The sequence below is a fragment of the Paucibacter sp. PLA-PC-4 genome, assembly GCF_026241155.1.
Classification (GTDB): Bacteria; Pseudomonadota; Gammaproteobacteria; order Burkholderiales; family Burkholderiaceae_C; genus Roseateles_E.
This window is the reverse complement of the sequence record NZ_JAPFGP010000001.1, coordinates 435,439-458,989: the sequence shown is the minus strand read 5'-3', so window position 1 is coordinate 458,989 and position 23,551 is coordinate 435,439. Positions and strand designations below refer to the sequence as shown.

19 protein-coding genes and 2 tRNA genes are annotated in these 23,551 nt (G+C 66.8%); 11 read left to right on the top strand and 10 right to left on the bottom strand.

The window, feature by feature from the left end; genetic code table 11:
* Positions 1 to 14 precede the first annotated feature (14 nt).
* From OOZ63_RS02305 to OOZ63_RS02285, 5 genes are all read right to left on the bottom strand, one after another.
* Positions 15 to 245: a hypothetical protein gene (locus OOZ63_RS02305; RefSeq protein WP_266003661.1), complete on the bottom strand. Its 231-nt coding sequence runs from the start codon at positions 243 to 245 to the stop codon at positions 15 to 17.
* Between the two features lie 166 nt (positions 246 to 411).
* Positions 412 to 1,347 carry a VTT domain-containing protein gene (locus tag OOZ63_RS02300; protein WP_266003659.1) on the bottom strand — a complete coding sequence of 312 codons (936 nt, stop codon included), beginning with the start codon at positions 1,345 to 1,347 and terminating at the stop codon, positions 412 to 414.
* A 94-nt stretch (positions 1,348 to 1,441) separates the two neighbouring features.
* Positions 1,442 to 2,824 (bottom strand): efflux transporter outer membrane subunit, encoded by a 1,383-nt coding sequence (locus OOZ63_RS02295; RefSeq protein WP_416234674.1) that lies wholly within the window; start codon positions 2,822 to 2,824, stop codon positions 1,442 to 1,444.
* A 17-nt stretch (positions 2,825 to 2,841) separates the two neighbouring features.
* Positions 2,842 to 6,117 (bottom strand): efflux RND transporter permease subunit, encoded by a 3,276-nt coding sequence (locus OOZ63_RS02290; protein WP_266003657.1) that lies wholly within the window; start codon positions 6,115 to 6,117, stop codon positions 2,842 to 2,844.
* 19 nt (positions 6,118 to 6,136) lie between these two features.
* Positions 6,137 to 7,351: an efflux RND transporter periplasmic adaptor subunit gene (locus tag OOZ63_RS02285; RefSeq protein ID WP_266003656.1), complete on the bottom strand. Its 1,215-nt coding sequence runs from the start codon at positions 7,349 to 7,351 to the stop codon at positions 6,137 to 6,139.
* A 295-nt stretch (positions 7,352 to 7,646) separates the two neighbouring features.
* Between OOZ63_RS02285 and OOZ63_RS02280 the strand changes: the two genes are divergently transcribed.
* From OOZ63_RS02280 to OOZ63_RS02270, 3 genes are all read left to right on the top strand, one after another.
* Complete coding sequence (locus OOZ63_RS02280) at positions 7,647 to 8,291, top strand: TetR/AcrR family transcriptional regulator (RefSeq protein ID WP_266003655.1); 645 nt, start codon at positions 7,647 to 7,649, stop codon at positions 8,289 to 8,291.
* 83 nt (positions 8,292 to 8,374) lie between these two features.
* Complete coding sequence (locus OOZ63_RS02275) at positions 8,375 to 9,007, top strand: hypothetical protein (RefSeq protein WP_266003654.1); 633 nt, start codon at positions 8,375 to 8,377, stop codon at positions 9,005 to 9,007.
* Complete coding sequence (locus tag OOZ63_RS02270; protein ID WP_266003653.1) at positions 9,004 to 9,795, top strand: hypothetical protein; 792 nt, start codon at positions 9,004 to 9,006, stop codon at positions 9,793 to 9,795. The genes OOZ63_RS02275 and OOZ63_RS02270 overlap by 4 nt, the downstream gene beginning before the upstream one ends.
* Here OOZ63_RS02270 and OOZ63_RS02265 read toward each other — a convergent pair.
* Positions 9,792 to 11,687, bottom strand: coding sequence for a sigma-54-dependent Fis family transcriptional regulator (locus tag OOZ63_RS02265; RefSeq protein WP_266003652.1), 1,896 nt, complete (start codon positions 11,685 to 11,687; stop codon positions 9,792 to 9,794). The genes OOZ63_RS02270 and OOZ63_RS02265 overlap by 4 nt on opposite strands.
* A 233-nt stretch (positions 11,688 to 11,920) precedes the next feature.
* Here OOZ63_RS02265 and OOZ63_RS02260 point away from each other — a divergent pair, with 233 nt between their 5' ends.
* The 3 genes from OOZ63_RS02260 to OOZ63_RS02250 are packed head-to-tail and all read left to right on the top strand — an operon-like array spanning position 11,921 to position 15,688.
* Positions 11,921 to 13,174: a PQQ-dependent sugar dehydrogenase gene (locus OOZ63_RS02260; RefSeq protein WP_266003651.1), complete on the top strand. Its 1,254-nt coding sequence runs from the start codon at positions 11,921 to 11,923 to the stop codon at positions 13,172 to 13,174.
* 50 nt (positions 13,175 to 13,224) lie between these two features.
* A complete protein-coding gene (locus OOZ63_RS02255) occupies positions 13,225 to 13,536 on the top strand; it encodes a c-type cytochrome (protein ID WP_266003650.1) in 312 nt (103 codons plus the stop codon).
* Entirely contained in the window at positions 13,523 to 15,688 is a 2,166-nt protein-coding gene (locus OOZ63_RS02250; RefSeq protein WP_266003649.1) for a TonB-dependent receptor family protein, read from the top strand. Before OOZ63_RS02255 ends, OOZ63_RS02250 begins: the two co-directional genes overlap by 14 nt.
* On the opposite strand, the gene OOZ63_RS02245 is transcribed toward OOZ63_RS02250, so the two are convergent.
* Positions 15,606 to 16,610, bottom strand: coding sequence for a LysR substrate-binding domain-containing protein (locus OOZ63_RS02245; RefSeq protein WP_266003648.1), 1,005 nt, complete (start codon positions 16,608 to 16,610; stop codon positions 15,606 to 15,608). The genes OOZ63_RS02250 and OOZ63_RS02245 overlap by 83 nt on opposite strands.
* A gap of 120 nt (positions 16,611 to 16,730) precedes the next feature.
* Here OOZ63_RS02245 and OOZ63_RS02240 point away from each other — a divergent pair, with 120 nt between their 5' ends.
* From OOZ63_RS02240 to OOZ63_RS02220, 5 genes are read left to right on the top strand one after another with little or no spacing between them, the layout of a single operon-like run.
* Positions 16,731 to 17,720 (top strand): tripartite tricarboxylate transporter substrate binding protein, encoded by a 990-nt coding sequence (locus tag OOZ63_RS02240; protein WP_266003647.1) that lies wholly within the window; start codon positions 16,731 to 16,733, stop codon positions 17,718 to 17,720.
* 5 nt (positions 17,721 to 17,725) lie between these two features.
* Positions 17,726 to 19,255 carry a UxaA family hydrolase gene (locus OOZ63_RS02235; protein WP_266003646.1) on the top strand — a complete coding sequence of 510 codons (1,530 nt, stop codon included), beginning with the start codon at positions 17,726 to 17,728 and terminating at the stop codon, positions 19,253 to 19,255.
* A gap of 10 nt (positions 19,256 to 19,265) precedes the next feature.
* On the top strand, positions 19,266 to 20,747 hold the full coding sequence (locus OOZ63_RS02230; protein ID WP_266003645.1) for an NAD-dependent succinate-semialdehyde dehydrogenase: 1,482 nt from the start codon (positions 19,266 to 19,268) through the stop codon (positions 20,745 to 20,747).
* Positions 20,748 to 20,758: 11 nt separating this feature from the next.
* Positions 20,759 to 21,556, top strand: a complete 798-nt coding sequence (hpaI, locus tag OOZ63_RS02225) for a 4-hydroxy-2-oxoheptanedioate aldolase (protein WP_266003644.1) — start codon at positions 20,759 to 20,761, stop codon at positions 21,554 to 21,556.
* A 30-nt stretch (positions 21,557 to 21,586) separates the two neighbouring features.
* Positions 21,587 to 22,648, top strand: a complete 1,062-nt coding sequence (locus OOZ63_RS02220; protein ID WP_266003643.1) for a tartrate dehydrogenase — start codon at positions 21,587 to 21,589, stop codon at positions 22,646 to 22,648.
* 58 nt (positions 22,649 to 22,706) lie between these two features.
* Here the strand turns inward: OOZ63_RS02220 and OOZ63_RS02215 are convergent.
* The 3 genes from OOZ63_RS02215 to rplQ all read right to left on the bottom strand — a co-directional run bounded on the left by OOZ63_RS02215 (position 22,707) and on the right by rplQ (position 23,469).
* Positions 22,707 to 22,783, bottom strand: a tRNA-Met gene (locus OOZ63_RS02215).
* A gap of 80 nt (positions 22,784 to 22,863) precedes the next feature.
* Positions 22,864 to 22,940 (bottom strand) — tRNA-Met (locus OOZ63_RS02210).
* A gap of 139 nt (positions 22,941 to 23,079) precedes the next feature.
* Entirely contained in the window at positions 23,080 to 23,469 is a 390-nt protein-coding gene (gene rplQ, locus OOZ63_RS02205) for a 50S ribosomal protein L17 (protein WP_137945218.1), read from the bottom strand.
* Between the last annotated feature and the right edge of the window lie 82 nt (positions 23,470 to 23,551).

Here is a 23,551-nt window from a genome sequence, read left to right as displayed (position 1 = left end):
GGGGCCAGCCCAACTCAGCAACCAAGGCCGACCGGCCGGACTAAGCGTTTGGTCATTTCTCCCTTTGCCGTCAGTCTGCAACCCTCAGGCGCAAGAACGTCGAGCACTAGATACCCAAGCTCGGCAAGTTCTTCTTTGGTTTCCTGCGACTCCGGGCCACCGACATCGCGTAGCTTGCACGGGATGTTGTGAAGCGCGGCAAGCTGCTTCGGGGTCAGATCTCGACCATAGGATCCGTTCGTCATCGCAACCTCCACAGCAGGTTGTGGCTGGGCCAGCGCACTTTCAAAACACATTCGACCCAAATGGGTTGCATTCTGTGAAACCCGGCGGAGAACTCGAGGAGCACAGCTACGGCCGAAGGCCGCGTGGCCGCACAAGCGAAGGTTGGTCAAAGCGTATGACCCCAGGTCAAGTCCCCGCCACCGGCCTACCCGCCCCCACCCACCCATCCAGCCCTCCCACGAGCGCCCTTGCCCGCGTGACGCCCGCCTCGGCCAGTACCGTCACCGCCAGCGCCGCCGTGACCTCGTTGGGGCAGTTGCAGTAGAGGATGAGGTCGCGGTCACGCGGCAGGCTGGCAGCGTGGCTTTTGATCTGGTCAATCTCCAGCAACAGGGCGCCTGGGATGTGGCGCGGGTCCACCGCACGGCCGCCGGCTGCGCGCACGTCGATGAACACCGGGGCCTCGCCCCGATCTTGCAGTGCGGCGGCCTCGGCAATGCTGATGCGACGGCCGCCACGGGTGCGGCGCGCGAAGCGGCGGCGCTGCCACCAGCGCCGCAGGATCAGACCGGTAACGATCAGGGCCAGGGCGGCCAGCGCGACATAGCCTGCGCCCGCCAGCATGTCCAGCACCTGCTGGATCTGGTCGGACAGCATCAGGCCCAACAGCACAAAGGCGCCGCTCCACAAAAGACCGGCGACGAAGTCAAACGCGATGAAGCGCCGCCAGCTCATGCCCAATGCGCCGGCCATCGGTGCGGCGACCACCGAGACACCGGGCAAGAACTTGGCGGCCAGCAAGGCACGGCCGCCCCAGCGCAGGATCAGACCCTCGCTTTGCCGCACGCAGGCGTCGGGCGACAACGAAATCCGGCACAGCAGCTTCATCACCCGATGGCCCTGGCGTTGGCCGGCCACGAACCAGACCGCATCGCCGGCAATATTGGCCAGCACCGCCACGATGAGGACCGCCCAGCCCGACAGCACCCCCTCGGCCGCCAAGCCGCCCGCCACCACCAGCAGCGGCGCGGCCGGCAAGGGTGCACCGGCTCGTGCCGCCAGGGTCACGAGAAAGACCAGCAGCACGCCGTGGGCAACGAGCAGTTCGATCAGTGGGCGCATACAGCGGACGAGTCCAAAAACAAAACAAGGCAAAAAGGGCCGGGTGACGCATTCTCACCCAGCCCTTTTTTTCAAGAAATGTGACGCGATGATCTCAACCCCAGCCGCCCCCCAGCGCCTTGATCAGACCAATGGTGGACTGGTACTGCGCCGCCCTCACCTGCAGCGCCTGGCGGCGGTTGGCCAGCTCGCTGCGACGGGCGTCCAGCAGCTCCAGCTGGCTGACCAGACCGTTGCGGTAGCGCGAGTCGGAGAGCTGCAGCGCGCGCGTGGCCGAGGCCACGGCCTGGGCCTGCACCTCGGCCTGCGCCTGCAGCAGCGTCAAGGCCGAGAGCTGGTCTTCGACATCGCGCAAGGCCTGCAGCACCTGCTCGCGATAGCCGGCCGCCGCCAGGTCCAGTTGGGCCGCCGCACTCTGCACGCCGGCATCGCGGCGGCCGCCGTCCAGGATGGGTAGGTTCAGCAGTGCATTCAAGCCCCATAGGCCGGCCGAGCTCTTGAACAGATCGGACAGCTCGGGCGAGGCGCTGCCGGCCGAGGCCGTCAGCGCCAGGCTGGGAAACCAGGCTGTCTGGGCGACACCCAGCCGGGCCTGCGCGGCGCGCATCGCGTTCTGCGCGGCCGCTACATCGGGGCGACGCTCCAGAACCGCACTGGGCAGGCCGGCCGGTACGTTAGGAAGGGTCTCGACCCAGGTGCCCTCGGCCACGCTCAGGCTGCTCGGCAGCTCACCGGCCAGTACGGCCAGCGCATGCTCCAGCTCGGCGCGGCGACGGTCCAGCGCCAGAGCCTGCGACTGCGTGGCCGCGACCTCGGTGCGCACGCGCGCGACATCGAGCTCTGCAATGTCGCCCGCGGCATGGCGCCGCTCGGTGAGCCGCAAGGTGTCCTGGTAAGCAACTACTGTCTCTCGCATCAGCGCGCGCTCGGCGTCCAGAGCGCGCAGCGCGAAATAGGCCTGCGCCACATCGGCTTGCACCAGCAAGCGAGCGCTTTGCAGCAGCTGCTCGCTGGCCCGGGCATCGAGCGCGGCCGCGCTACTTGCCTTGCTCAGCCGGCCCATCACGTCGATCTCATACGAGAGATTGACGCCGGCCGTGTAGACCGTGCCGGCATTGCCGGCGGCGCGCGCGACATCGCCGCCCTGGCGGCTGGCACCGGCACTGGCGCCGAGCTGCAGCGCGCGGTTCGCATCGGTGCTACGCAGCAGCGCCCGAGCCTGGGCCAGGCGAGCGGCCGCCTGCTGCAGGCTGGTGTTGTGGGCCAGGGCGCGCTCGGTGAGCGCATCGAGCTGGGGGTCGGCGAACGTCTTCCACCAGTCCGCCTGCGCCAGTGTGGCGCTGGCCGGGAGGGCCTTGTGCTTGAATGATGCCGGCGTGGCCGGCAGCGCGTGCGGTTCGCTGACCGGCACGCTGGCGCAACCGGCCAGCACCAGCACGGCCAGCAGCGGCGTCAGCAGTAGTTTCTTGTTGATCATGATGTGGTTCTCCTTCATCACTCGTGCTCGTGGCGCGGGGCCGCGGGCACAGGCTTGGTCGAGGTGCCAGCCGCGTGCGCCTGATGCGTGAGCTTGTCGTGCATCTCTTCGGAGCCGGCGAACGCCTCCAGATGCGCATCGGCGTCGCCATGCAGCTTCAGCGGCTTGTTGCCAGTCAGGCGGCGCAGCAGCACATAGAACACCGGTGTCAGAAACAGCCCGAAGGCCGTCACGCCTATCATCCCGGCGAATACCGCGACCCCCATTGCCGAGCGCATCTCGGCGCCGGCGCCAGTAGCCAGCACCAGGGGCAGCACGCCCATCACAAAGGCCAGCGAGGTCATCAAGATAGGACGCAGGCGCAGGCGGGCGGCTTCGATCGCTGCCTCCAAGGGCTTGCGTCCAGCGAACTCCAGCTCGCGGGCGAACTCGACAATCAGGATCGCGTTCTTCGCGCTCAGCCCCACCAGCACCATCAAGCCGATCTGGGTGAACACATTGTTGTCCCCGCCCGAGAGCCAGACGCCGGTCATCGCGGACAGCAGGCCCATAGGCACGATCAACAGAATGGCCAGTGGCAGGGTCAGGCTCTCGTACTGCGCGGCCAGCACCAGGAAGACCAACAGGATGGCCAACGGGAAGATCCACAGCGCCGAGTTGCCGGCGATGATCTCCTGGTAAGTCAGCTCGGTCCATTCGTAGCTGATACCGGGCGGCAGCGTCTCAGCGGCAATGCGCTTGATCGCATCCTGGGCCTGGCCCGAGCTGAAGCCCGGGGCCGGTCCGCCGTTGATGTCGGCGGACAAGAAGCCGTTGTAGCGCATCGCCCGCTCGGGGCCGAAGGAATGCTGCACCGTCATCAGCGCCGACAGCGGCACCATCTCGCCTGTGCTCGAGCGCACCTTCAACTGGCCCACATCCTCGGGCCGCGCGCGGTAGGCGGCGTCAGCCTGAACGCGCACCGAATAGGTCCGGCCGAACTTGTTGAAGTCGTTAACGTACAGGCTGCCCAGGTAGATCTGCATCGTGTCGAACACATCGGTCACCGCAACGCCCAGCTGACGAGCCTTGGTGCGGTCGATGTCGGCGTAGAGCTGGGGCACATTGACTTGGTAGCTCGAGAACATGCCGGCCAGCTCGGGCGTCTGGTAGGCCTTGGCCATGAAGGCCTTGACCGCCTGGTCCAGCGCCTCGTAGCCGAGTCCGCCGCGGTCTTCCAGCTGCAGCTTGAAACCGCCGGTCGTGCCCAGGCCCTGCACCGGCGGGGGCGGGAACATCACGACGAAGGCGTCCTGGATCTGGCCGAACTGCGCATTCATCGCGCCGGCGATTGCGCCTGCCGACAACTCCTTGCTGGTGCGCTCCTCGAAGGGCTTCAGTGACACGAAGACGATGCCGGAGTTCGAGCTGTTGGTGAAGCCGTTGATTGACAGACCAGGGAAGGCGATCGCATGCTCGACGCCCGGGGTCTTCAAGGTGATGTCGCTCATACGGCGGATCACGTCCTCGGTGCGGTCCAGCGTCGCGCCATCGGGCAGTTGGGCAAAGCCGATCAGGTATTGCTTGTCTTGGGCGGGCACAAAGCCGCCGGGCACGACCTTAAAGAGACCTACGGTCAGCAGCACCAGACCACCATACAAGGCCAGCATCACAGCCTTGCGGGCAATGGCGCGCTGCACGCCGCCGCCATAGGCCTCAGAGCCGCGCTTGAAGACACGGTTGAAGGCGCGGAAGAAGCGGCCGAAGACCTTGTCCATGCCGCGGGTCAGCGCGTCCTTAGGCGCGTCATGGCCGCGCAGCAGCATTGCCGCCAGCGCCGGCGACAGGGTCAGCGAGTTGATCGCCGAGATCACCGTGGAGATCGCAATGGTCAGCGCGAACTGGCGGTAGAACTGGCCGGTCAGGCCGCTGATGAACGCCAGCGGCACGAACACCGCGACCAGCACCAAGGCGATGGCAATGATGGGGCCCGACACCTCGCGCATCGCGCGGTAAGTTGCGTCGCGCGGGCTCAGGCCGGCCTCGATATTGCGCTCGACGTTTTCGACCACGACGATGGCATCGTCCACCACGATGCCGATGGCCAGCACTAGGCCGAACAGGCTCAGCGCGTTGATCGAGAAGCCGAACAGGTGCATCACCGCAAAGGTGCCAACCACCGACACCGGCACAGCCAGCAGCGGAATAATGGAGGCGCGCCAGGTCTGCAGGAACAGGATCACGACCAGCACCACCAGGGCCACCGCCTCAAGCAGCGTGTGCACCACCGATTCGATCGAGGCGCGTACGAACTGCGTAGGGTCGTAGACAATGCTGTACTCCACGCCCTCGGGCATGCTCTTCTGCAGCTCGGCCATCGTCGCGCGAACCTGATCGGAGATCTGGATCGCGTTGGAGCCGGGGGCCGCGAATATGGGTACGGCCACCGCGTCCTTGTTGTCCAGCAGCGAGCGCAAGGCATAACCAGAGGCACCGAGCTCGATGCGACCGAGTTCGCGCAAGCGCGTGACGGCACCGCTGGGCTCGGTCTTCACGATGATGTCGCCGAACTCTTCCTCGTTCTGCAGCCGGCCTTGCGCATTGATCGATAGCTGCATATCCACGCCCGGCAGGCCTGGCGAAGCGCCGATCACACCGGCAGCGGCCTGGATGTTCTGGCCACGGATCGCTGCGACCACGTCTCCGGCCGACAGGCTATGTTGTGCGACCTTTTGCGGATCAAGCCAGACGCGCATCGAATAGTCACCCGAGCCGAACAGCTGCACATCGCCGACGCCTTGCAGACGAGCCAAGCGGTCTTTGACGTTCAGCAGCGCATAGTTGCGCAGGTAGGTCATGTCGTAGCGGCCGCTCGGAGACAGCAAATGCACGACCATGGTCAGGTCGGGCGAGCTCTTGATCGTCGTGACACCGAGGCGCCTGACCTCCTCGGGCAGGCGCGGCTCGGCCTGAGAGACGCGGTTCTGCACGAGCTGCTGGGCCTTGTCAGGGTCGGTGCCCAGCTTGAAGGTGACAGTCAGGGTCATCAGGCCGTCTGTCGTTGCCTGGCTGCCCATATAGAGCATGTCCTCGACGCCGTTGAGGGCTTCCTCCAGCGGCGTGGCCACGGTTTCGGCGATCACCTTGGGGTTGGCGCCGGGATAGTTGGCGCGCACCACCACGGAGGGCGGCACGACCTCGGGATACTCGGAGATCGGCAGCGCTCGCACGGCGATCAGGCCGGCCAGCACCATCAGCACCGAGATCACGCCGGCGAAGATCGGCCGGTCGATGAAGAATTTGGATAAGTTCATGGTCTTGGTTCCTGCCGGATCAGCTCTTGTCCGCTGTCTTGGCCTTCGCTTGCACTTCTGGCTTCGCATCCATCGCGACCGAGCTCGGCGCCAGCAGGGCGCCCGGGCGCACCCGCTGCAGGCCGTTGACGACGATGCGCTCATTGGCCTTCAGACCGCTGCTGACGATGCGCAGCCCGCCGGCGGGCGCGCCCAGGGTCACCTCGCGGTACTCGGCCTTGTTGTCGGCACCCACCACCATCACGAAGCGCTTGCTCTGGTCGGTGCCGACTGCGCGCTCGTTGATTAGCAGCGCCTGCTGCTTGCCGGACTGGCCCAGCCGCACGCGGGCGAACTGGCCGGGCATCAAGCTGCCGTCTTTGTTGTCGAAGACCGCGCGCACCCGGACCGTGCCGCTCTTGGCATTGATCTGGTTGTCGATCAGCTGCAAGCGGCCTTCCAGCGGCGTGCCTTCCTGGCCCATCGTGCCCATCTGCACCGGGATGCGCTCAAGCTTGTTTCGCTCGGTGATGGCCTTGGCGATCACGCGCTCGTCGGCGTCGAAGCTGGCATAGATCGGGCTGACCGACATCAGGGTGGTCAGCAGCGGCGCGCCGGGACCGGCGGCCACCTGATTGCCGACGGTGATCTCGAGCCGGCCGACCCGGCCCGACACCGGCGCGCGCACCTGGGTGTAGGACAGGCTCAGTCTGGCGGCCTGCAGGCCGGCTTGGGCGGCGCGCAGATTGGCCTCGGCCTCGCGCAGCACCGAGCTGCGCTCATCGAACTCGCGCTGCGCGATCGCCTGCTCGGCCAGCAGGCGCTTGGCACGGGCGAGCTCGGTCTGCGCGTTCAGCGCCCGGGCCTGGGCAGCGGCCACCTGGGCTTCGGCGCGCTCGGCCTCAGCGGCATACGGCGCCGGATCGATGGTGATCAGCAGATCGCCCTTGCCGACCAGCGCCCCCTCGCGGAAATGCACGGCCTGCACGGTACCCGGCACGCGCGGGCGCAGCTCGACGCGCTCGACGGCTTCGAGCCGGCCCGAGAATTCGTCCCAGGTGGCTACTTCGCTGGACTGAACGGCAGCCACCGAAACCGGGGTAGCCGGCGGCGCGGCCGGCGGACTTTCGGCCTCGGCGGCTTGGTTGAGGCCGAAGAAAGCCGCGCTGACCGCGGCGATCGCGGTCAGCGCGGTGAAGGTAGAGCCGGCCAGCCACAGGCGGCGGCCACGAGACGGGGTGTGGTTCTGAGACATGAGATGAACTCCTGGCGGATGTTTTTTGAGAAGCAATGCAGCGGCCTCACCCAGACCTCGGCGGGTCTGCGCGAAAACGACGAAACGGGAGCAAAGAGTGGGGCTGGGCGCCTAGGCAAAGACCTGGGGGCTCAGCCGGCTGCGGCCCTGGACCTCGTCAACAGCGGCGACAGGCGGGGCGGTGAAAGCGTGTCATGATGTGCGCTAAATCCATATTCATAATGACCATTACGATTTATGGACTGCAATGTAGTCGCCTTGTTTTATGGCGTCAAGAGATTTATTATCGATCACTATGGAAATCAACGACGCCAAGGTTTGCAAGCCACGCGGCCGCCCCCTGTCTTTTGATCGGGACAAGGCGCTGGAGCAAGCCATGCATGTGTTCTGGCAGCGTGGCTATGAAGCAGCCTCGATTGCCGAGCTGACCGCCGCGATGGGCATCACCGCGCCCAGCCTCTACACCGCGTTCGGCGACAAGGAGCGCCTGTTCCTGGAGGCCATCGAGCGCTATGCGCTGGGTCCGGCTGGCGGCTATCCGCGCGCGCTGGAAGAAGAGCCGACCGCCCATGGCGCGATCAAGCGACTGCTAGAGGAAGCCGCCGAGGAACTGACCCGGCCATGCCACCCGCGGGGCTGCATGGTCGTGATGGCCGCGACCAATTGCTCGGAGGCCTCGTCCCACATCCAGGCAGCACTGGCCAAGCGCCGCGCTGCTGCCGACAGCGGCCTGCGCTGCCGCATCGAGCAGGGCATACGCGACGGTGAGCTGCCCGCCAAAACCGACGCCGCAGCGCTGGCCAGCTTCTACAGCACGGTCTACCAAGGCATGTCTATCCAGGCCAAGGACGGCGCCAGCCACGAAAGCCTACTGGCCACCGCCGCCGCTGCGATGCGTGCCTGGCCCAGCGCCGGGCCGACAACAAAAGAAACAGCCTAAGCCCGTTGCGGAAACGCCGCTGAAGCCGGCGGCTCGCAGACTGCCTTTCAACGCGCCGATACCGGCGCGGCGAAGGACAGAACATGCAACACCCCGCACGACACCGCTGGCTTGCCACCATCCCGGCCGTTGCCGCCCTGGCAGCTGCGGCCTTCTTCTCAGCCTGGGCTGGCGTGCCAGCGCAGAGTGAGCCGCAGCTGATCTCGCAGATCGACGAATTCCCGCTGCGCCTGGATCGGCCCGGCCGCTACCGCCTGAGCGCCACCATCGACGTGCCGGCCGGCCAAAGCGGCATCGTGATCAGCGCGCCAGGAGTAGAGCTCGACCTGGGCGGCTTCAGCCTGCGCGGCCCGGTGCTGTGCAGCGTCGAGGTCGACGGCACCGAATGCGACGCCGCGGCGCGCGCCGACCTGGCCGGCCTGCAGATCAGCGCGGCCGATGTACGCGTGCACAACGGCCATGTGCGCGGTTTTGCCGGAACCGGACTGCGCCTGGATGCGCGCGCCACCGTAGACGACGTACTGCTGAGCGACAACGCCGGCCCCGGCGTGCACGCCAACACCTCGGCCTCGCAGCCGGTCCGGCTGCGCCGCGTCCAGGCCCTGCGCAATGGCGGCGACGGATTCTGGGTGCACAACGGGCAGCTGGAACAATCCAGCGCGCGTGCCAACAAGGGCAAGGACTACGCGCTGGGCGCGCTGGCGCGGCAGCTGTGAACCGCCCAGGCGTCCGCCAACATGCCCGGCAGCAGTCCCTGCCGGCCGATCTTCGCAGCATCGGCGCGGTCGCCTGCGCCCTACTGCTGCTGGCCGGCGCCGCCCTGCCCGGCTGGCGCTGGCTGCAAGGCCTCACGCCGACACCCTGGCAGCTGGCGATCTGCGCGCTGCCGCCGACCCTGGGTCTGGCAGCGATGGCCGCGGCGACACCCCCGCGCCAGACTCTTGTGCATCTGTTCGCCTGCCTGCTGATGCTGCCTCTGCTGCTACTGATGTGGGGCAGCAGCCTGCCGGGCGTCGTCGCAGAAGCGCCGTCGCCCGGTCACCGGCTGGCCGAGACGCGGCTGTTTGACGGCGCCCAGACCGAGCAGGAGATCGCGACCGGCGGGCCGAACCCCGTCGGCCTGACGCGCATGCGCGGTGCCCACTTTGCCGACGGCAGCGAGCTGCGCCTGTTGCGCTTCGAGACCGCTGAGGCGGCTGAGCGCTATCTCGACTTCATTGCCGCAGCGCTGCAGGGTCGTCGCGGGCTGCTGGGCGAGCGGCCGGTACTGCGCCTGCACCAGCAGCTATGGGTGGAGCGCCATGGCGCCGATCTGTTGGAGCTGCGCGCCGCCTCTGCCGAGCAGGCTCTGGCCCGCTTGCACGCCCAAGGCCTGCCGGCGCCCTCGGCGTCAGAGGCCGCCACCACCCGCGAGCGGAGCTACTGGCCTTTCGCGCTGGTCTATACCGGCGCTCAGCTGCTAAGCCTGCTGGTCTTCGTACGGTGGGTCGGCCGACGCCCCTAGCTTCTGAGCAGGGCGGCGTCGGCCGCCTCGCGCAGATGACGGTAGACGGTGGTGCGCGAGATGCCCAACTGACGCGAGGTGCGGCTGACGCTGCGGCCGCAACGTTCGTACTCGCGCAACACCAGCTCGGTGCCGTGGCGCTGCAACGCCGAACCGGCCAGGCCGGTGACCGCCGGCAGCTGGGCGGCCACATCGACCGGCGTCAAAACCTGCCCCTGAAGATGCAGCAGCGCCCGCGTCAGCACCGCGCGCAGCTCGCGAAAATTGCCCGGCCAGCCATAGCGCTGCAGGCGCACGATGGCGGCCTCGCTGATCTGCGCCCGTGCGTCCAGCCCGGCCAGCACGCTACGCACAGCCAGCGCGAAGTCGCTGCGGCAGCGCAGCGGAGGCAACGCGATCTTGATGGTGTTGAGCCGGTAGAGCAGGTCGTCGCGAAATCGCCGGGCGGCCACCTCGACCTCCAGGTCCACATGGCTGGCCGCCAGCACTTGCACATCGACTTTGCGGGCCGTCGTGCTACCGACAGGGCGCAGCAGCTGGTCGTCCAGAAAGCGCAGCAGCACCGCCTGCAGCGGCAGCGGCAGCTCGCCCACTTCGTCGAGGAGCAGGCTGCCGCCGTCGGCGCTGGCGATCAGGCCGGCGTTGCCCTCGCGGCGGGAGCCGGTGAAGGCCCCGCCGACGTAGCCGAACAGCTCGGCCTCGAACAGTTCGGCCGGTAGCGCGCCGCAATTAACCGCGACAAACTCGCCGCGCCGCCCGCTCAGCTCATGTGCGCGCCGTGCCAAGAGCTCCTTGCCCGTGCCGGTCTCGCCCTGGATCAGGATGGGCGCGCGCATGGCCACGGCCGCACGTAGCACGCGGCAGGCCTCGGCCACCGCCGCGTCCTCGGCCAGCATGCCGGGCAGCGGTGGCAGCGCCGGTGGTGAAAAGGACGCCGGTGCGCCCACGTGCGCGGCCGCTGCCGGCTTGGGCCGGGGCGCCGGCGGGCGGGCGATCACACGCGCCACCAGCGAGCTGCCCAGCGCATCTCGCAGCTGCAGCTCCGGCTGGCGGTGCAAGCGTGCCAGCATCAGGTCGAAGGGCTCGCCGAAAAGCTCCTCGAACGAGGCGCCGCGACGCGCCTCCAGTCCCGACAGCAGGACCGCGCCGCGCTGGTTCAGCGCCAGCAGCCGGCCGCGCTCGTCGAAGGCCAGCAAGCCGGCGCTGAGCGTGGCCAGGAACTCGGCGCGCGGGTGCACGGCCAGTATCAGATGACTGCGCATCTGCTGCAGCAGCAGGCTGTTCTCAATCTGGGTGGCTGCCATCTTGACCAGCACCTGGGTGTGCTGCTGGCGCGAAGCGTAGTAAGACGAGGCGTCGAGCACGCCGACGATTTCGCCCAGCGCATCGCGTACCGGTGCGGCGCTGCAGGAGATGTCGCCAAGCTTAAGGAAGTAGTGCTCTGGCCCGGTCACCGCGACCGGCGCACCGGTGGCAAGGGCCGTGCCCAGGCCGTTGGTGCCGCAGAGCGACTCGCTCCAGCAGCTGCCGGCCAGGATGCCGGCATCGGCATCGCTCATCGCGAAGCGATTGTCGGCATAAAGATCAAGGATGACGCCATCCCGGTCGGCAAAGGCCAACAGGAAGTTGGAGCCGGCGATCTGCTGCGACAGAGTCTCCAACTCGGCCTGGGCCAGGCGCCGCACCAGCGCGGCATGCTCGCGCCGGCGTGCCAGCTCCATGCCCTCGACCACCTCGCGCTGCGGCACGCCATCGATCGCCAAGCCGGCGCGCGCGCAGCGTGCCCAGCTGTCGAGGATGGTCGCCGGCGGCATGCCTTCCGACTGCATCCAAGCCATGCCCCGCGAGCTCAAGGCCCGCGCGTGCGCCAACGTACGCTCGCTGTCCGCCATCGTTTGTCTCCTGGCTGACCGATCAATGTCGGTTCTGATTGGCGACGGTATCAGGTCCGCCGGCAGTGCGGCAATTGCACAGAATCTGTACGGATGTCACCACTACTGTGCCAAGACTGAACAGCTCGCCGGCGCTACGCCCAGGGAAACCGGCCTGGTATGCGCTTTGCGTCGAACCAAGCGCCGTGCCTCAAGTGCGGCATCGACACCACAACAAACCGGAGACGACAACCATGCCCATCCAACAAGCTGCGTTCGCGGCCCTGGCGCTGATCGCCTCGGCGGCGCTGGCCCAGCCGAACATCGACAAGCTCAAGCAATTCAAGGTGGCCACCACCGACCTGAACATCCCCACCGTACCGCAGACCGGCCGCAATGCCGACGCGATCCGAGAGAACCTCAAGCGCATCAAGCTGCCACCGGGTTTCAAGATCGAGCTCTATGCGGTGGTGCCCGACGCCCGCCATATGGCGGTGGCGCCCAGCACCAACATGCTGTTCGTCGGCACCCGCAAGACTTCGGTCTGGGCCGTCACAGACCGCAACAGCGACGGCATCGCCGACGAGGTCAAGTCCTTTGCTCCGTCGCTCAAGTTCAGCAACCCCAACGGCGTCTGCTGGACCAAGGACGGCTTCCTTGTCGTCGCCGAACACAACCGCGTGTTGAACTTCCCGGCCGCCGAGTTCTTCTACGAGGGCCCGGATGTCGCGGTGATCGAAGTGGTCGGCCAAGGCAAGCTGATCCCACCTGAGGAGGAGAGCTTCAACCACGGCGCACGCGTCTGCAAGATCGGGCCAGACGGCTTGCTCTATGTCTCGCTGGGCCAACCCTTCAATGTGCCGCCGCGCGACAAGCTCAAGCTCTACAACGAATGGGGCATTGGCGGCATGATCCGGATGAACGCCTTCGATGGCAGCAAGCGCGAGGTCTATGCCACCGGCATCCGCAACTCAGTAGGCCATGACTTCAACCCCAAGGACGGCACGCTCTGGTTCACCGACAACCAGACTGACGGCATGGGCGACGACATTCCGGCCGGCGAAATCAACCGCATCAGCAAGGCCGGCCAGTTCTTTGGCTACCCCTGGCGCCAGGGCAAGACCCGGATCACCGAACATGGCTATGACAAGGACCCGCTGCCGGCCAACATTACCGACCCGCAGGTCTACACCATCGCCCATGCAGCCGATCTGGGCATGAGCTTCTACACCGGCAAGCAGTTTCCGACCAAATACCAGGGCGGCTTCTTCTCGGCACAGCATGGCTCCTGGAACCGAACCAAGCCGGTCGGCGCGCTGGTACTGTTCACCTCGCTGAAGGCCGATGGCACGGCCGACAAGACCGAGGTCTTCGCCGAGGGCTGGCTGGACGAGAACGGCCTGTACCGCGGCAGGCCCGTCGATGTCGCAGTGATGAAGGATGGCTCGCTGCTGATCAGCGACGACTTCGCCGGCGCGCTCTACCGTGTCAGTTATTCTGCGCCCTAAGCTCTCGTGAACCGGGCCCACCTCGCGGTGGGCCCTCTACTTCTAAAGCCATGCGTTCACTCCTCTTCATCGCCTTGCTGGCTGCGCTGCCGGCCGGGGCCCAGGACATCGCGGCTGGCCGGGCCAAGGCGCAGGCCTGCGCGGTCTGCCACGGGCCGCTGGGAATCTCCAGCCAGCCCGATGCCCCGCATCTGGCCGGCCAGAGCGCCATCTATCTGAGCAGCCAGCTCAAGGCCTACCGCAGCGGCGCGCGGCTTCATGAGGTGATGGCCGTGATGGCCAAGCCGCTGAGCGACGCTGATATCGCCAATCTCGCCGCCTGGTACGCTGCCATCCGCATCGAAGCCCATGCGCCGAACTGAGATCGCCACAGCCTGGATGCTGGTGTTGAGTGCTGGCGCGCAGGCCCAGACAAACACGCTGGAGCGTGTCGTGCTGGACAGCGGCGGCGTCGAGCAGCGCCTGTTCGACACGCCGTTCGCGGTCAGCGTCATCGAAGCCGAGCAGCTGCGCAATGCCGGCGCGATGGTCAATCTCAGCGAAGCGCTGCAGCGCGTTCCCGGCCTGGTCGCGAACCAGCGCCATAACTATGCCCAGGACCTACAGCTGAGCTCACGCGGCTTCGGTGCGCGCGCCAGCTTCGGCGTGCGCGGCCTGCGGCTTTACAGCGACGGCATTCCCGCCAGTGGCCCGGACGGCCAGGGTCAGGTCTCGCACTTCGATTTGGCCGGGGCGCAGCGGGTCGAGGTAGTGCGAGGGCCGTTCTCAGCCCTCTATGGCAACAGCTCTGGTGGAGCCATTTTGCTGCACAGTGCCGCGCCAACCGAGCGCCGCCTGCTGCTGGACAGCGATGTCGCCAGCAACGGCCTGCGCCAATGGCGCTTGGGTGTGGAGTTGCCGGCTAGCGAGGCTCGGCCCTTCAGCGTGCGCGCACAGCTCTCCAGCTTCGAAACTGACGGCTTCAGGCGCCAGAGCGCCAGCCGCCGCGATCTGGCCAATCTGCGCTTGGCATGGGACGGGGCGCAGGACCGCGTCGTGCTGATCTTCAATGCGATCGACCAACCGGCCCAGGATCCGTTGGGCCTGAACCGGGCCCAGCTGACAGCCGACCCGCAGCAGACCATAGGCCTGGCCCTGCCACAGGAGGAGGCCGGCGAGCCGGACCGCTACAACACCCGCAAGAGCACCCGCCAGCAACAGCTCGGCGCGAGTTGGCGGCATCGCTTCGTCGATTCCGGTGCACTGCAGCAACTGCTGTTCAGCGCTCATTTCGGGCGCCGCGAAGTAACGCAATGGCAGTCAATACCGGTCGCCACCCAACTGGCCAGCGAGCGCCAGCCCGGTGGCGTGATTGCTTTCGAGCGCGACTACTACGGGGTCGACGGCCGACTGGTCTGGCAATGGACACTGGCCGACGAGCGCCGGGCCCGGCTGGTGTTGGGCGCCAATCTTGACGACAGCAATGAGGACCGGCGCGGTTACGAGAACTTCAGCGCCGGACCGGCCGAGACCCGGCTGCTGGGCGTGACCGGCCGGCTGCGGCGCGACGAACGTAACCGCCTGGGCGGCCGCGATCTCTATGCCCAGGCCGACATCGAGCTGAGCGCGCGCTGGCAGGCCAGCCTGGGCCTGCGCCGCGGCGAAACCGAATTCAAGGCCCGCGACCGCTATGTGCAGGGCGTCAACCCGGACGACTCGGGCAGCCAGCGCTACCGCTACACCAACCCCTTCGCCGCGCTGCAGTGGCGCGCCCTGCCCACGCTCAACACCTATCTGAGCCTGGGCCGCGGGTTCGAGTCGCCGACCCAGGGAGAGCTGGCCTACCGCAACGACGGCCAGGCCGGATTCAACAGCGGCCTGCGGGCCCAAACCAGCCGCCAACTGGAGCTGGGCGCTAAATGGCGGCCGGCGCCCGAGCTGGCTCTGGATGCGGCGCTGTTCCAGGCCAATAGCCGCGACGAAATCGGTGTGGCCAGCAATAGCGGAGGCCGCGCCAGCTTCCGCAATGTCGGCCGCACCCGCCGCGAAGGCGCAGAGCTGGATCTGCGCTGGCAGATCGCACGCGGCTGGCGCAGCCAGTTCGCACTGAGCTGGCTGGACGCGCGCTACCGCGATGGCTTTACGATCTGCGCCGCCGCACCCTGCACCAATCCGACGCTGTACGTCGCGCCGGGCCGGCGCATCGCCGGCACGATTTCGCGCAGTGCCTACGCCGAGCTGGCCTGGGACGCGACGCCCCACACCCAGCTGGCGCTGGAAGGCCGCGCCCAGGGCCGCCAGCAGGTCAACGACATCAACAGCGACGCGGCGGCCGGCTACGGCCTGTTGAACCTGCGCGCCCGCTGGCAGACCAGGCTAGGCCCGGGCCGACTGGAGCTGCTAGGCCGCATCGAGAACCTGGCCGATCGGAACTATGTCGGCAGCGTCATCGTCAACGAGGGGAACGGCCGCTTCTTCGAGCCGGCACCGGGGCGGACCTGGCTGCTGTCGGCACGTTGGTCGCAGAATTGGTAAGCGCAGCTTCGCGCAGGCAGGCCATCAGCTGCTCGCTGGCCGGCGTGCGCAGCCGGCCGCGCATTGTGATGATGCCCACCGGCGGTAGCTCGATGCCGACCGAGATCCTCAGCACCTGCACCAGCCCCTGACGCTCAAAATGCAAGGCCACTGAGCGGGCCCAGAAGCCTAGAGCGCGGCGCTGCTGCATAGAATTCAGCGTAACCAGGAAGGACGCGGACTCGACGATGTCGGCAGGCGGATTCAGGCCGTTCTTGTAGAACTGCTGATTCAGCTTGATGCGCGACGAAGCCCAGGGCGGCGGCATTACCCAGGGCTCGCCAGCCAGGTCCGCCCAGCGGGGTCGGGTCCTACTCGTCAGCCCATGGCCGGCCGGCGCGACGATGCACATTGGCTCCTCATACAGCGCTTCCATTTCCAGGTCTGGCGCCGCATAGCCGGGCTCGAGCCTGCCGACGAAGAGATCCAGCTCGCCGACCCGCAGGCGCGGCAGCAAGCGAGTCAGATCGCCCTCTTCGATCGCCACCGTGGTCTGAGCGGAGCGCTCCTTCAGCAGAGCCACTGCGTGCGCCAGCAGCACCGGCGTGGCCACCACCATCGCACCAACACTGGTGCGTCCCGCCGCGCCGCTGGCCACTGCGGCGATCTCGTCGCGGGTGCGCTCATAGTCCGACAGCACCGAGCGTGCAAAGCGCACCACGGCCAGGCCGTAGGCGGTGGGCTCGGTGCCCCGGGTCGAGCGGACGAACAGGTCCAGCTCGAAAAGGCGCTCGATCTCGGCCAGGGTTTTGGAGACAGCCGGCTGTGTCAGCGCGAGGAATTCTGCTGCCCTGCCCAGATGGCGGAACTGGTCCAACGCGACCAGCAGCTGCAGATGACGCAGCTTCAGGTTGGAGCGCATCACGCGGTCGATCTTGCTCATCACTCAACCCTTACATGCCAAATTAGGCAAGAAGACAGTCTCATTCTTCATTGGATCGCCATGATAAGCGCACCAACAATGGGCCCAAGCCAGATCACAAACCAGTAGGAGACAAGCACCATGACGATGAAGAGATCCAGCCGCCGCCAGTTCGTTCTCGGGGCCGCCGCCGCCGGCCTGGCCCTGTCCGCCGGCCGCGTGCTCGCCAGCGCCTATCCCGAGCGGGCTATCACCTTTGTCTGTCCCTGGCCTGCCGGTGGCACCGCCGACGCGACGATGCGCGCACTCTGCGCCGTGGCCGCCAAGACCTTGGGGCAGACCATCATCGTCGACAACAAGGCCGGCGCCTCCGGCATGCTGGGTCTGCGCACCATGGCTTCGGCCAAGGCCGACGGCTACACCATCGGCCAGATCCCAATCTCGGTGGCGCGCTTCTCGCAGCTGGGCAGCGTGTCGCTGGATCCAATGAAGGACCTCAGCTATATCGCCCGCGTCTCGGGTCAGACTTTCGGCATCGTCTGCCAGGCCTCTGCACCGTGGAAGGATATCAAGGAACTGGTGGCCTATGCCAAGGCCAACCCGGGCAAGCTCACTTATGCCAGCGCCGGTGTCGCCGGCGCCACCCATGTGGGCATGGAAGAGTTCGCGCAGGCCGCCGGCATCGAGATGCTGCACATCCCCTACAAGGGCGGCGCGCCGGCACTGCAGGGGGTGCTGGCCGGCGAGGTGAACCTCTTGATCGACTCGACCTCCTGGGCGCCCCATGTCAAGTCAGGCAAGCTGCGCCTGCTTGGCACCCTAGGCGCCAAGCGCACCAGTGATTTCAAGGAGGTGCCCACGATCAGCGAGCAGGGCTACCCGGTCGTCGTCGATGCGCCCAACGGTATCGGAGGCCCGAAAGGCCTGGACCCGGCCATCCTGGCCAGGCTGCGCGCCGCCTTCAAACAGGCGGCCGCCAGCCCCGAGTTCGCCGACGCCTGCGACAAGATCGACGCGCCGCTGATGTATCTGGACGGCCCGGACTATGAAAAGTACGTGGCCCAGACCGTGATCAAGGAAAAGGTCTTGATCGAGCGGCTGAAGCTACGCGAACTGCTGGCCAAGGGCTGAACACCATGAACGATGCGCCGCTGATACGCCTGCACGCGCGGGACAATGTGCTGATCGCACGCCGCGCGATCGCACTGGGCGAGGCGCTGCCGGGCCTGACGGCACGGGCCCGCGCCCAGGTGCCCGCCGGCCACAAGATCGCCGCCCGGGCCATCGCCGAGGGCGAGCCCGTCCTGAAGTACGACACGGTGATCGGCTTCGCGGCCCGCGCGGTCGAGGCCGGCGAGTACCTGCACACCCACAACATCCGCCACGAAGAGCGGCACGAGGGCTTCGCCTACGAGTTCGGCACCGATCAGAGACCTGTGGCACTACTGCCCGAAGACCAGCGCGCGACGTTCATGGGCATCGTCCGCGCCGACGGCCGAGTCGCGACGCGCAACTACATCGGCCTGATCGCGTCGGTGAACTGCTCGTCGACCGTGATCCACAAGGTGGCCGAATGGTTCACGCTCGAGCGGCTGGCGGCCTATCCAAATGTCGACGGCGTCGTCGCCTTCGCGCAGACCAGCGGCTGCGGCATGTCCTCGCCCAGCGAGCACTTTGACGTGCTGCGCCGCACCTTGGCGGGCTATGCGCGCCACCCGAATCTGGGCGGGGTGATCGTCGTCGGCCTGGGCTGCGAGCGCAACCAGGTGCCGGAACTGATGGCCTCGCAAGGGCTGGCCGAAGGCCAGCAGCTCAAGAGCTTCGTGATGCAGCAAACCGGCGGCACGCGCGCGACGATCGCGGCCGGCATCGCCGCCGTCGAGGCCATGCTGCCGGCGGCCAACGACATCCGGCGCGTGCCAGTGCCGGCCAGCCATCTGAAGATCGGCCTCGAATGCGGCGGCTCGGACGGCTTCTCGGGCATCAGCGCGAACCCGGCGCTGGGCGCGGCGATGGACATCCTGGTCGCCCATGGCGGCACGGCCATCCTGTCGGAGACGCCGGAGATCCACGGTGTCGAGCATCTGCTGACGCGCCGGGCGGTCAGCGAAGACGTCGGTCGCAAGCTGCTGGCCCGGCTGGACTGGTGGAAGCGCTACACGGCCGGCCACAACGGCCAGTTCAACGGCGTGGTCGGCCCGGGCAATCAGGCCGGCGGCCTGGCCAATATCGTCGAGAAGTCGTTGGGCTCGGCGATGAAGGCCGGCACCACGCCGCTGCGCGCGGTCTACGAGTACGCCGAAGCCATCACCGAGAGCGGCTTCGTGTTCATGGACTCACCCGGCTACGACCCGGTGGCCACCACTGGCCAGATCGCCAGCGGCGCCAACTTGATCTGCTTCACCACCGGCCGCGGCTCGATGTTCGGCTCCAAGCCGGCCCCGACGATCAAGCTGGCCTCGAATACGCCGATGTTCGAGCGCCTCAGTGAGGACATGGACATCAACTGCGGCCAGGTTATCGACGGCAGATTGAGCATCGAGCAGATGGGACAGGCCATTTTTGAACACATCCTGCGCACGGCTTCCGGTGAAGCCACCTGCAGCGAGAAACTGGGCCTCGGCGACCATGAGTTCGTTCCATGGCACCTTGGCATTGTGAGTTGAGACCCCTTCGATGAGTCATGACCTAACCCTGCGCAACAGCGAGCTGCTGCGAACCTCTAATTTCATCGCCGGCGCCTGGTGCGCGGCAGCCTCCGCAGCGCGGCTGCCAGTCGTCGATCCAGCTGATCAAACCCTGATCGTGGATGTGCCGGACAGCGCCGGCGCCGATGCACAAGCTGCAGCCGACGCCGCGCACACGGCCTTCCCAGCCTGGCGCGCCACGCCCGCCAAGGCACGCGCGCAGATCCTGAAGCGCTGGCTGGCGCTGATTCTTGAGCACCAGGAAGATCTGGGCCGGCTGATCTCGCGCGAGCAGGGTAAGCCAATCGCCGAGGGCAAGGGCGAGGTGCTGTATGCGGCCAGCTATGTCGAGTGGTTCGCCGAGGAGGCCGTGCGCATCTGCGGTGATGTGATCGCGGCGCCGGTGGCGGGCCGGCAGATGCTGGCGGTGAAGGAGCCTGTCGGCGTGGTCGCGGTGATCACGCCCTGGAACTTCCCGGCCGCGATGATCGCCCGCAAGATCGCGCCGGCGCTGGCGGCCGGCTGCACGGTGGTCGCAAAGCCGGCCGAGGACACACCGCTGACCGCGCTGGCACTGGCGTACCTGGCCGAGCAGGCCGGACTGCCGTCAGGCGTCTTGAACATGGTCTGCGCCTCGCGCGCGCTGACGCCCGTGGTGGTGGACGAGTGGCTCAAGGATGGGCGCGTGCGCAAGATCAGCTTCACCGGCTCGACACCGGTGGGCAAGCATCTGGCGCGCGAGTCGGCCGCCACCTTGAAGAAGCTGTCGCTGGAGCTGGGCGGCAACGCGCCCTTCATCGTCTTCGACGATGCCGATCTGGATGCCGCGGTGGACGGCCTGATGGCCGCCAAGTTCCGCAACGGCGGCCAGACCTGCGTCTGCCCGAACCGAATCTATGTGCACAACGGGGTGTTCGAAGCCTTTGCCGACAAGCTGGTGGCGCGGGTGAGCGCGCTCAAGGTCGGGCCGGCCAGGGAGGCCGATGCGCAGATCGGCCCGATGATCAATGCGCGCGCGGTCGACAAGATCTTGCTACATATTGCCGATGCGGTGGCCCAGGGCGCGCGGCTGCTGACCGGCGGCCGCCGCGTGCGCGAGGAACTGGGCCCCAACTATGTGGCGCCGACCGTACTGGCAGAGCCCTCCGGCGCGGCCCTTGTTTGCGGCGAGGAAACTTTCGGCCCTGTGGCGCCGCTGTTTCGCTTCACAACCGAGCAGGAGGCGATCGCGCTGGCCAATGACACGCCCTTCGGCCTGGCCGCCTATTTCTATTCGCAGGGCGTACAGCGCATTCATCGCGTCGCGGCGGCGCTGGAAGCGGGTATCGTCGGCATCAACGAGGGTGCGGTAGCTGCGGAGGCCGCCCCGTTCGGCGGTGTCAAGGAATCGGGCTACGGCCGCGAGGGTTCGCGCCACGGCCTGGACGACTATATGCATCTCAAATACCTCTGCCAGGGTGGCCTGGCCTGATCGACCACACCATGAGCAATTCTTTCAAGGCCGCGCTGCAGCGCGGCGACGCCCAAATCGGCCTGTGGCTGTCTATGGCCCAGTCGTATAGCGCAGAGATCTGCGCTACGGCCGGCTTCCAATGGCTGCTGATCGATGGCGAGCATGCACCCAACGACGTGCGCTCGACGCTGGCCGCGCTGCAGGCTGTGGCGGCCTATCCGACCTATCCGGTGGTGCGCGCGGTGCAGGGCGAGACGGCGCTGATCAAACAGCTGCTGGACATCGGTGCCCAGACCCTGCTGGTGCCGATGGTGGATACGGCCGAGCAGGCGCAGGCTCTGGTCTCGGCCTGCCGCTATCCGCCCCAGGGTGTGCGAGGTGTCGGGTCTGCCATTGCCAGGGTCTCGCGCTGGAACGCGCGCAAGAACTATCTGGACGAGGCCAATGACGAGGTCTGCCTGCTGGTGCAGGCAGAGACCGTCACGGCGCTGCGCAATCTGTCGGCTATCTGCGCAGTGGACGGTGTCGACGGCGTCTTCATCGGCCCAGCCGACCTCGCCGCCTCGATGGGTCATCGCGGCAGGCCCGGCCACCCGGAGGTACAGGCCGCCATCGAGCAAGCCATCCGAACGATCACGGCTAGCGGCAAGGCGGCCGGCACCTTGACCAGCGATGTGGCCGCGGCACGCCGGTATCTGGCGCTCGGCGCGCGCTTTGTTGCGGTCGGTATCGATGTCAGCCTGTTGGCCCAGGCCAGCCGAGGGCTTGCCGCCGAGTTCGGACTGGGCGAGGCGCCGTCGGCCCTGCCCGGCCCTGCGGCCTACTGAAAAACCTCAAGCAAGAAAGCGAACGAACCCATGAAGACCTACAAGATCGCCGTGATTCCCGGCGACGGCATCGGCAAGGAAGTGATGCCCGAGGGCTTGCGGGCGCTGCAGGCCGCAGCCCAGCGCTTCGGCTTCCAGCTGGCGCTGACCCCTATCGACTGGGCGAGCTGCGACTACTACGCCCAGACCGGCGCGATGATGCCCGACGACTGGAAGGCCCAACTCGAGGGCATGGACGCCATCCTGTTCGGCGCGGTCGGCTGGCCGGCCACGGTCCCCGACCACGTCTCGCTGTGGGGTTCGCTCTTGAAGTTCCGCCGCGAGTTCGACCAGTACATCAATCTGCGCCCGGTGCGCCTGTTCGACGGTGTGCCGTGCCCGTTGGCTGGACGCAAGGCCGGTGAGATCGACTACTTCGTCGTGCGCGAGAACACCGAGGGCGAGTACACCAATCTGGGCGGCATCATGTATGCCGGCACCGAGCGAGAGATCGTGATCCAGGAGTCGGTCTACTCACGCCATGGCACCGACCGGGTACTGAAGTACGCCTTCGAGCTGGCCGACAGCCGTGCGCGCAAGCACCTGACGGTGGCGACAAAGAGCAACGGTATCGCGATCAGCATGCCCTGGTGGGACGGCCGCGCGGATGCGGTGGCCCAGGGCTATCCGTCGGTCACGGTGGATAAGCAGCACATCGACATCCTCAGCGCGCGCTTTGTGCTGCAACCGGGGCGCTTTGATGTGGTGGTGGCCAGCAATCTGTTCGGCGACATCCTGTCGGACCTGGGGCCGGCGACCACCGGCACGATTGGCCTGGCGCCTTCGGCCAATCTGAACCCGGAGCGCAAGTTTCCCTCGCTGTTCGAGCCGGTGCATGGCTCGGCGCCGGACATCTATGGACACAACATTGCCAACCCGGTGGCGATGATCTGGTCGGCCGCGCTGATGCTGGAATTTCTGGGCGAGCGAGCCGCGCATGACGCGATCTTGAAAGCCATTGAGACCGTGCTGGCCCAAGGGCCGCGCACGCGCGATCTGGGGGGACAGGCCTCGACGACCGAGATGGGAGAGGCGCTGGCCGGCATCATCTGACGGATCACAACGCACCAAGCAAAACGCCCTCGCAGCATGCGAGGGCGTTTGTACTTGATGGTTGCGGGGGCAGGATTTGAACCTACGACCTTTGGGTTATGAGCCCAACGAGCTACCAGACTGCTCCACCCCGCGACTGTTCTTGCTTAACGTCGGCCACGCTTATCTCGCCGACAAAAAAGCCGCTCAAAGACAAGCGGCTTTTTCCTGTTCTTTGGTTGCGGGGGCAGGATTTGAACCTACGACCTTTGGGTTATGAGCCCAACGAGCTACCAGACTGCTCCACCCCGCGACTGAAGCTAGCAGTATAGCGCAGTTTGGTGGTTTCGTCACCATCGCTGAAGGTACAGGCGTAAAAAAGGCCAGCATCAAGCTGGCCTCCTTTGGGCGAGCGCTCCGACCGAAATGGCTGAAGCGCAAGTGCTGTCGGTTTACTCGACGGCTTCGCCGGCAGTTTCACCTTCGGCGCGGTCGACCAGCTCCACATAGGCCATCGGCGCATTGTCGCCAACACGGAAGCCCATCTTCAGGATGCGGGTGTAGCCGCCCGGACGCGCCTTGAAACGCGGTCCGAGTTCGTTGAACAGCTTGGTGACGATGTCGCGGTCACGAAGACGGTCGAAAGCCAGGCGGCGATTTGCCAGCGTGGGTTCCTTGGCCAGGGTGATCAGAGGCTCGACGACGCGACGCAGTTCCTTGGCCTTGGGGACCGTAGTCTTGATGGCTTCGTGCTGCAGCAGCGAGACGCACATATTGCGCAGCATTGCCTTGCGGTGTTCGCTGGTGCGGTTGAGCTTACGGAGGCCGTTACGATGACGCATGGTGCTTTTCCTTTCTAGATTGATCCCAGCAGCCGTATCAGGTACTGCCCGGGGGCACCGGGTGGCTTAGCGCCACCCTCTT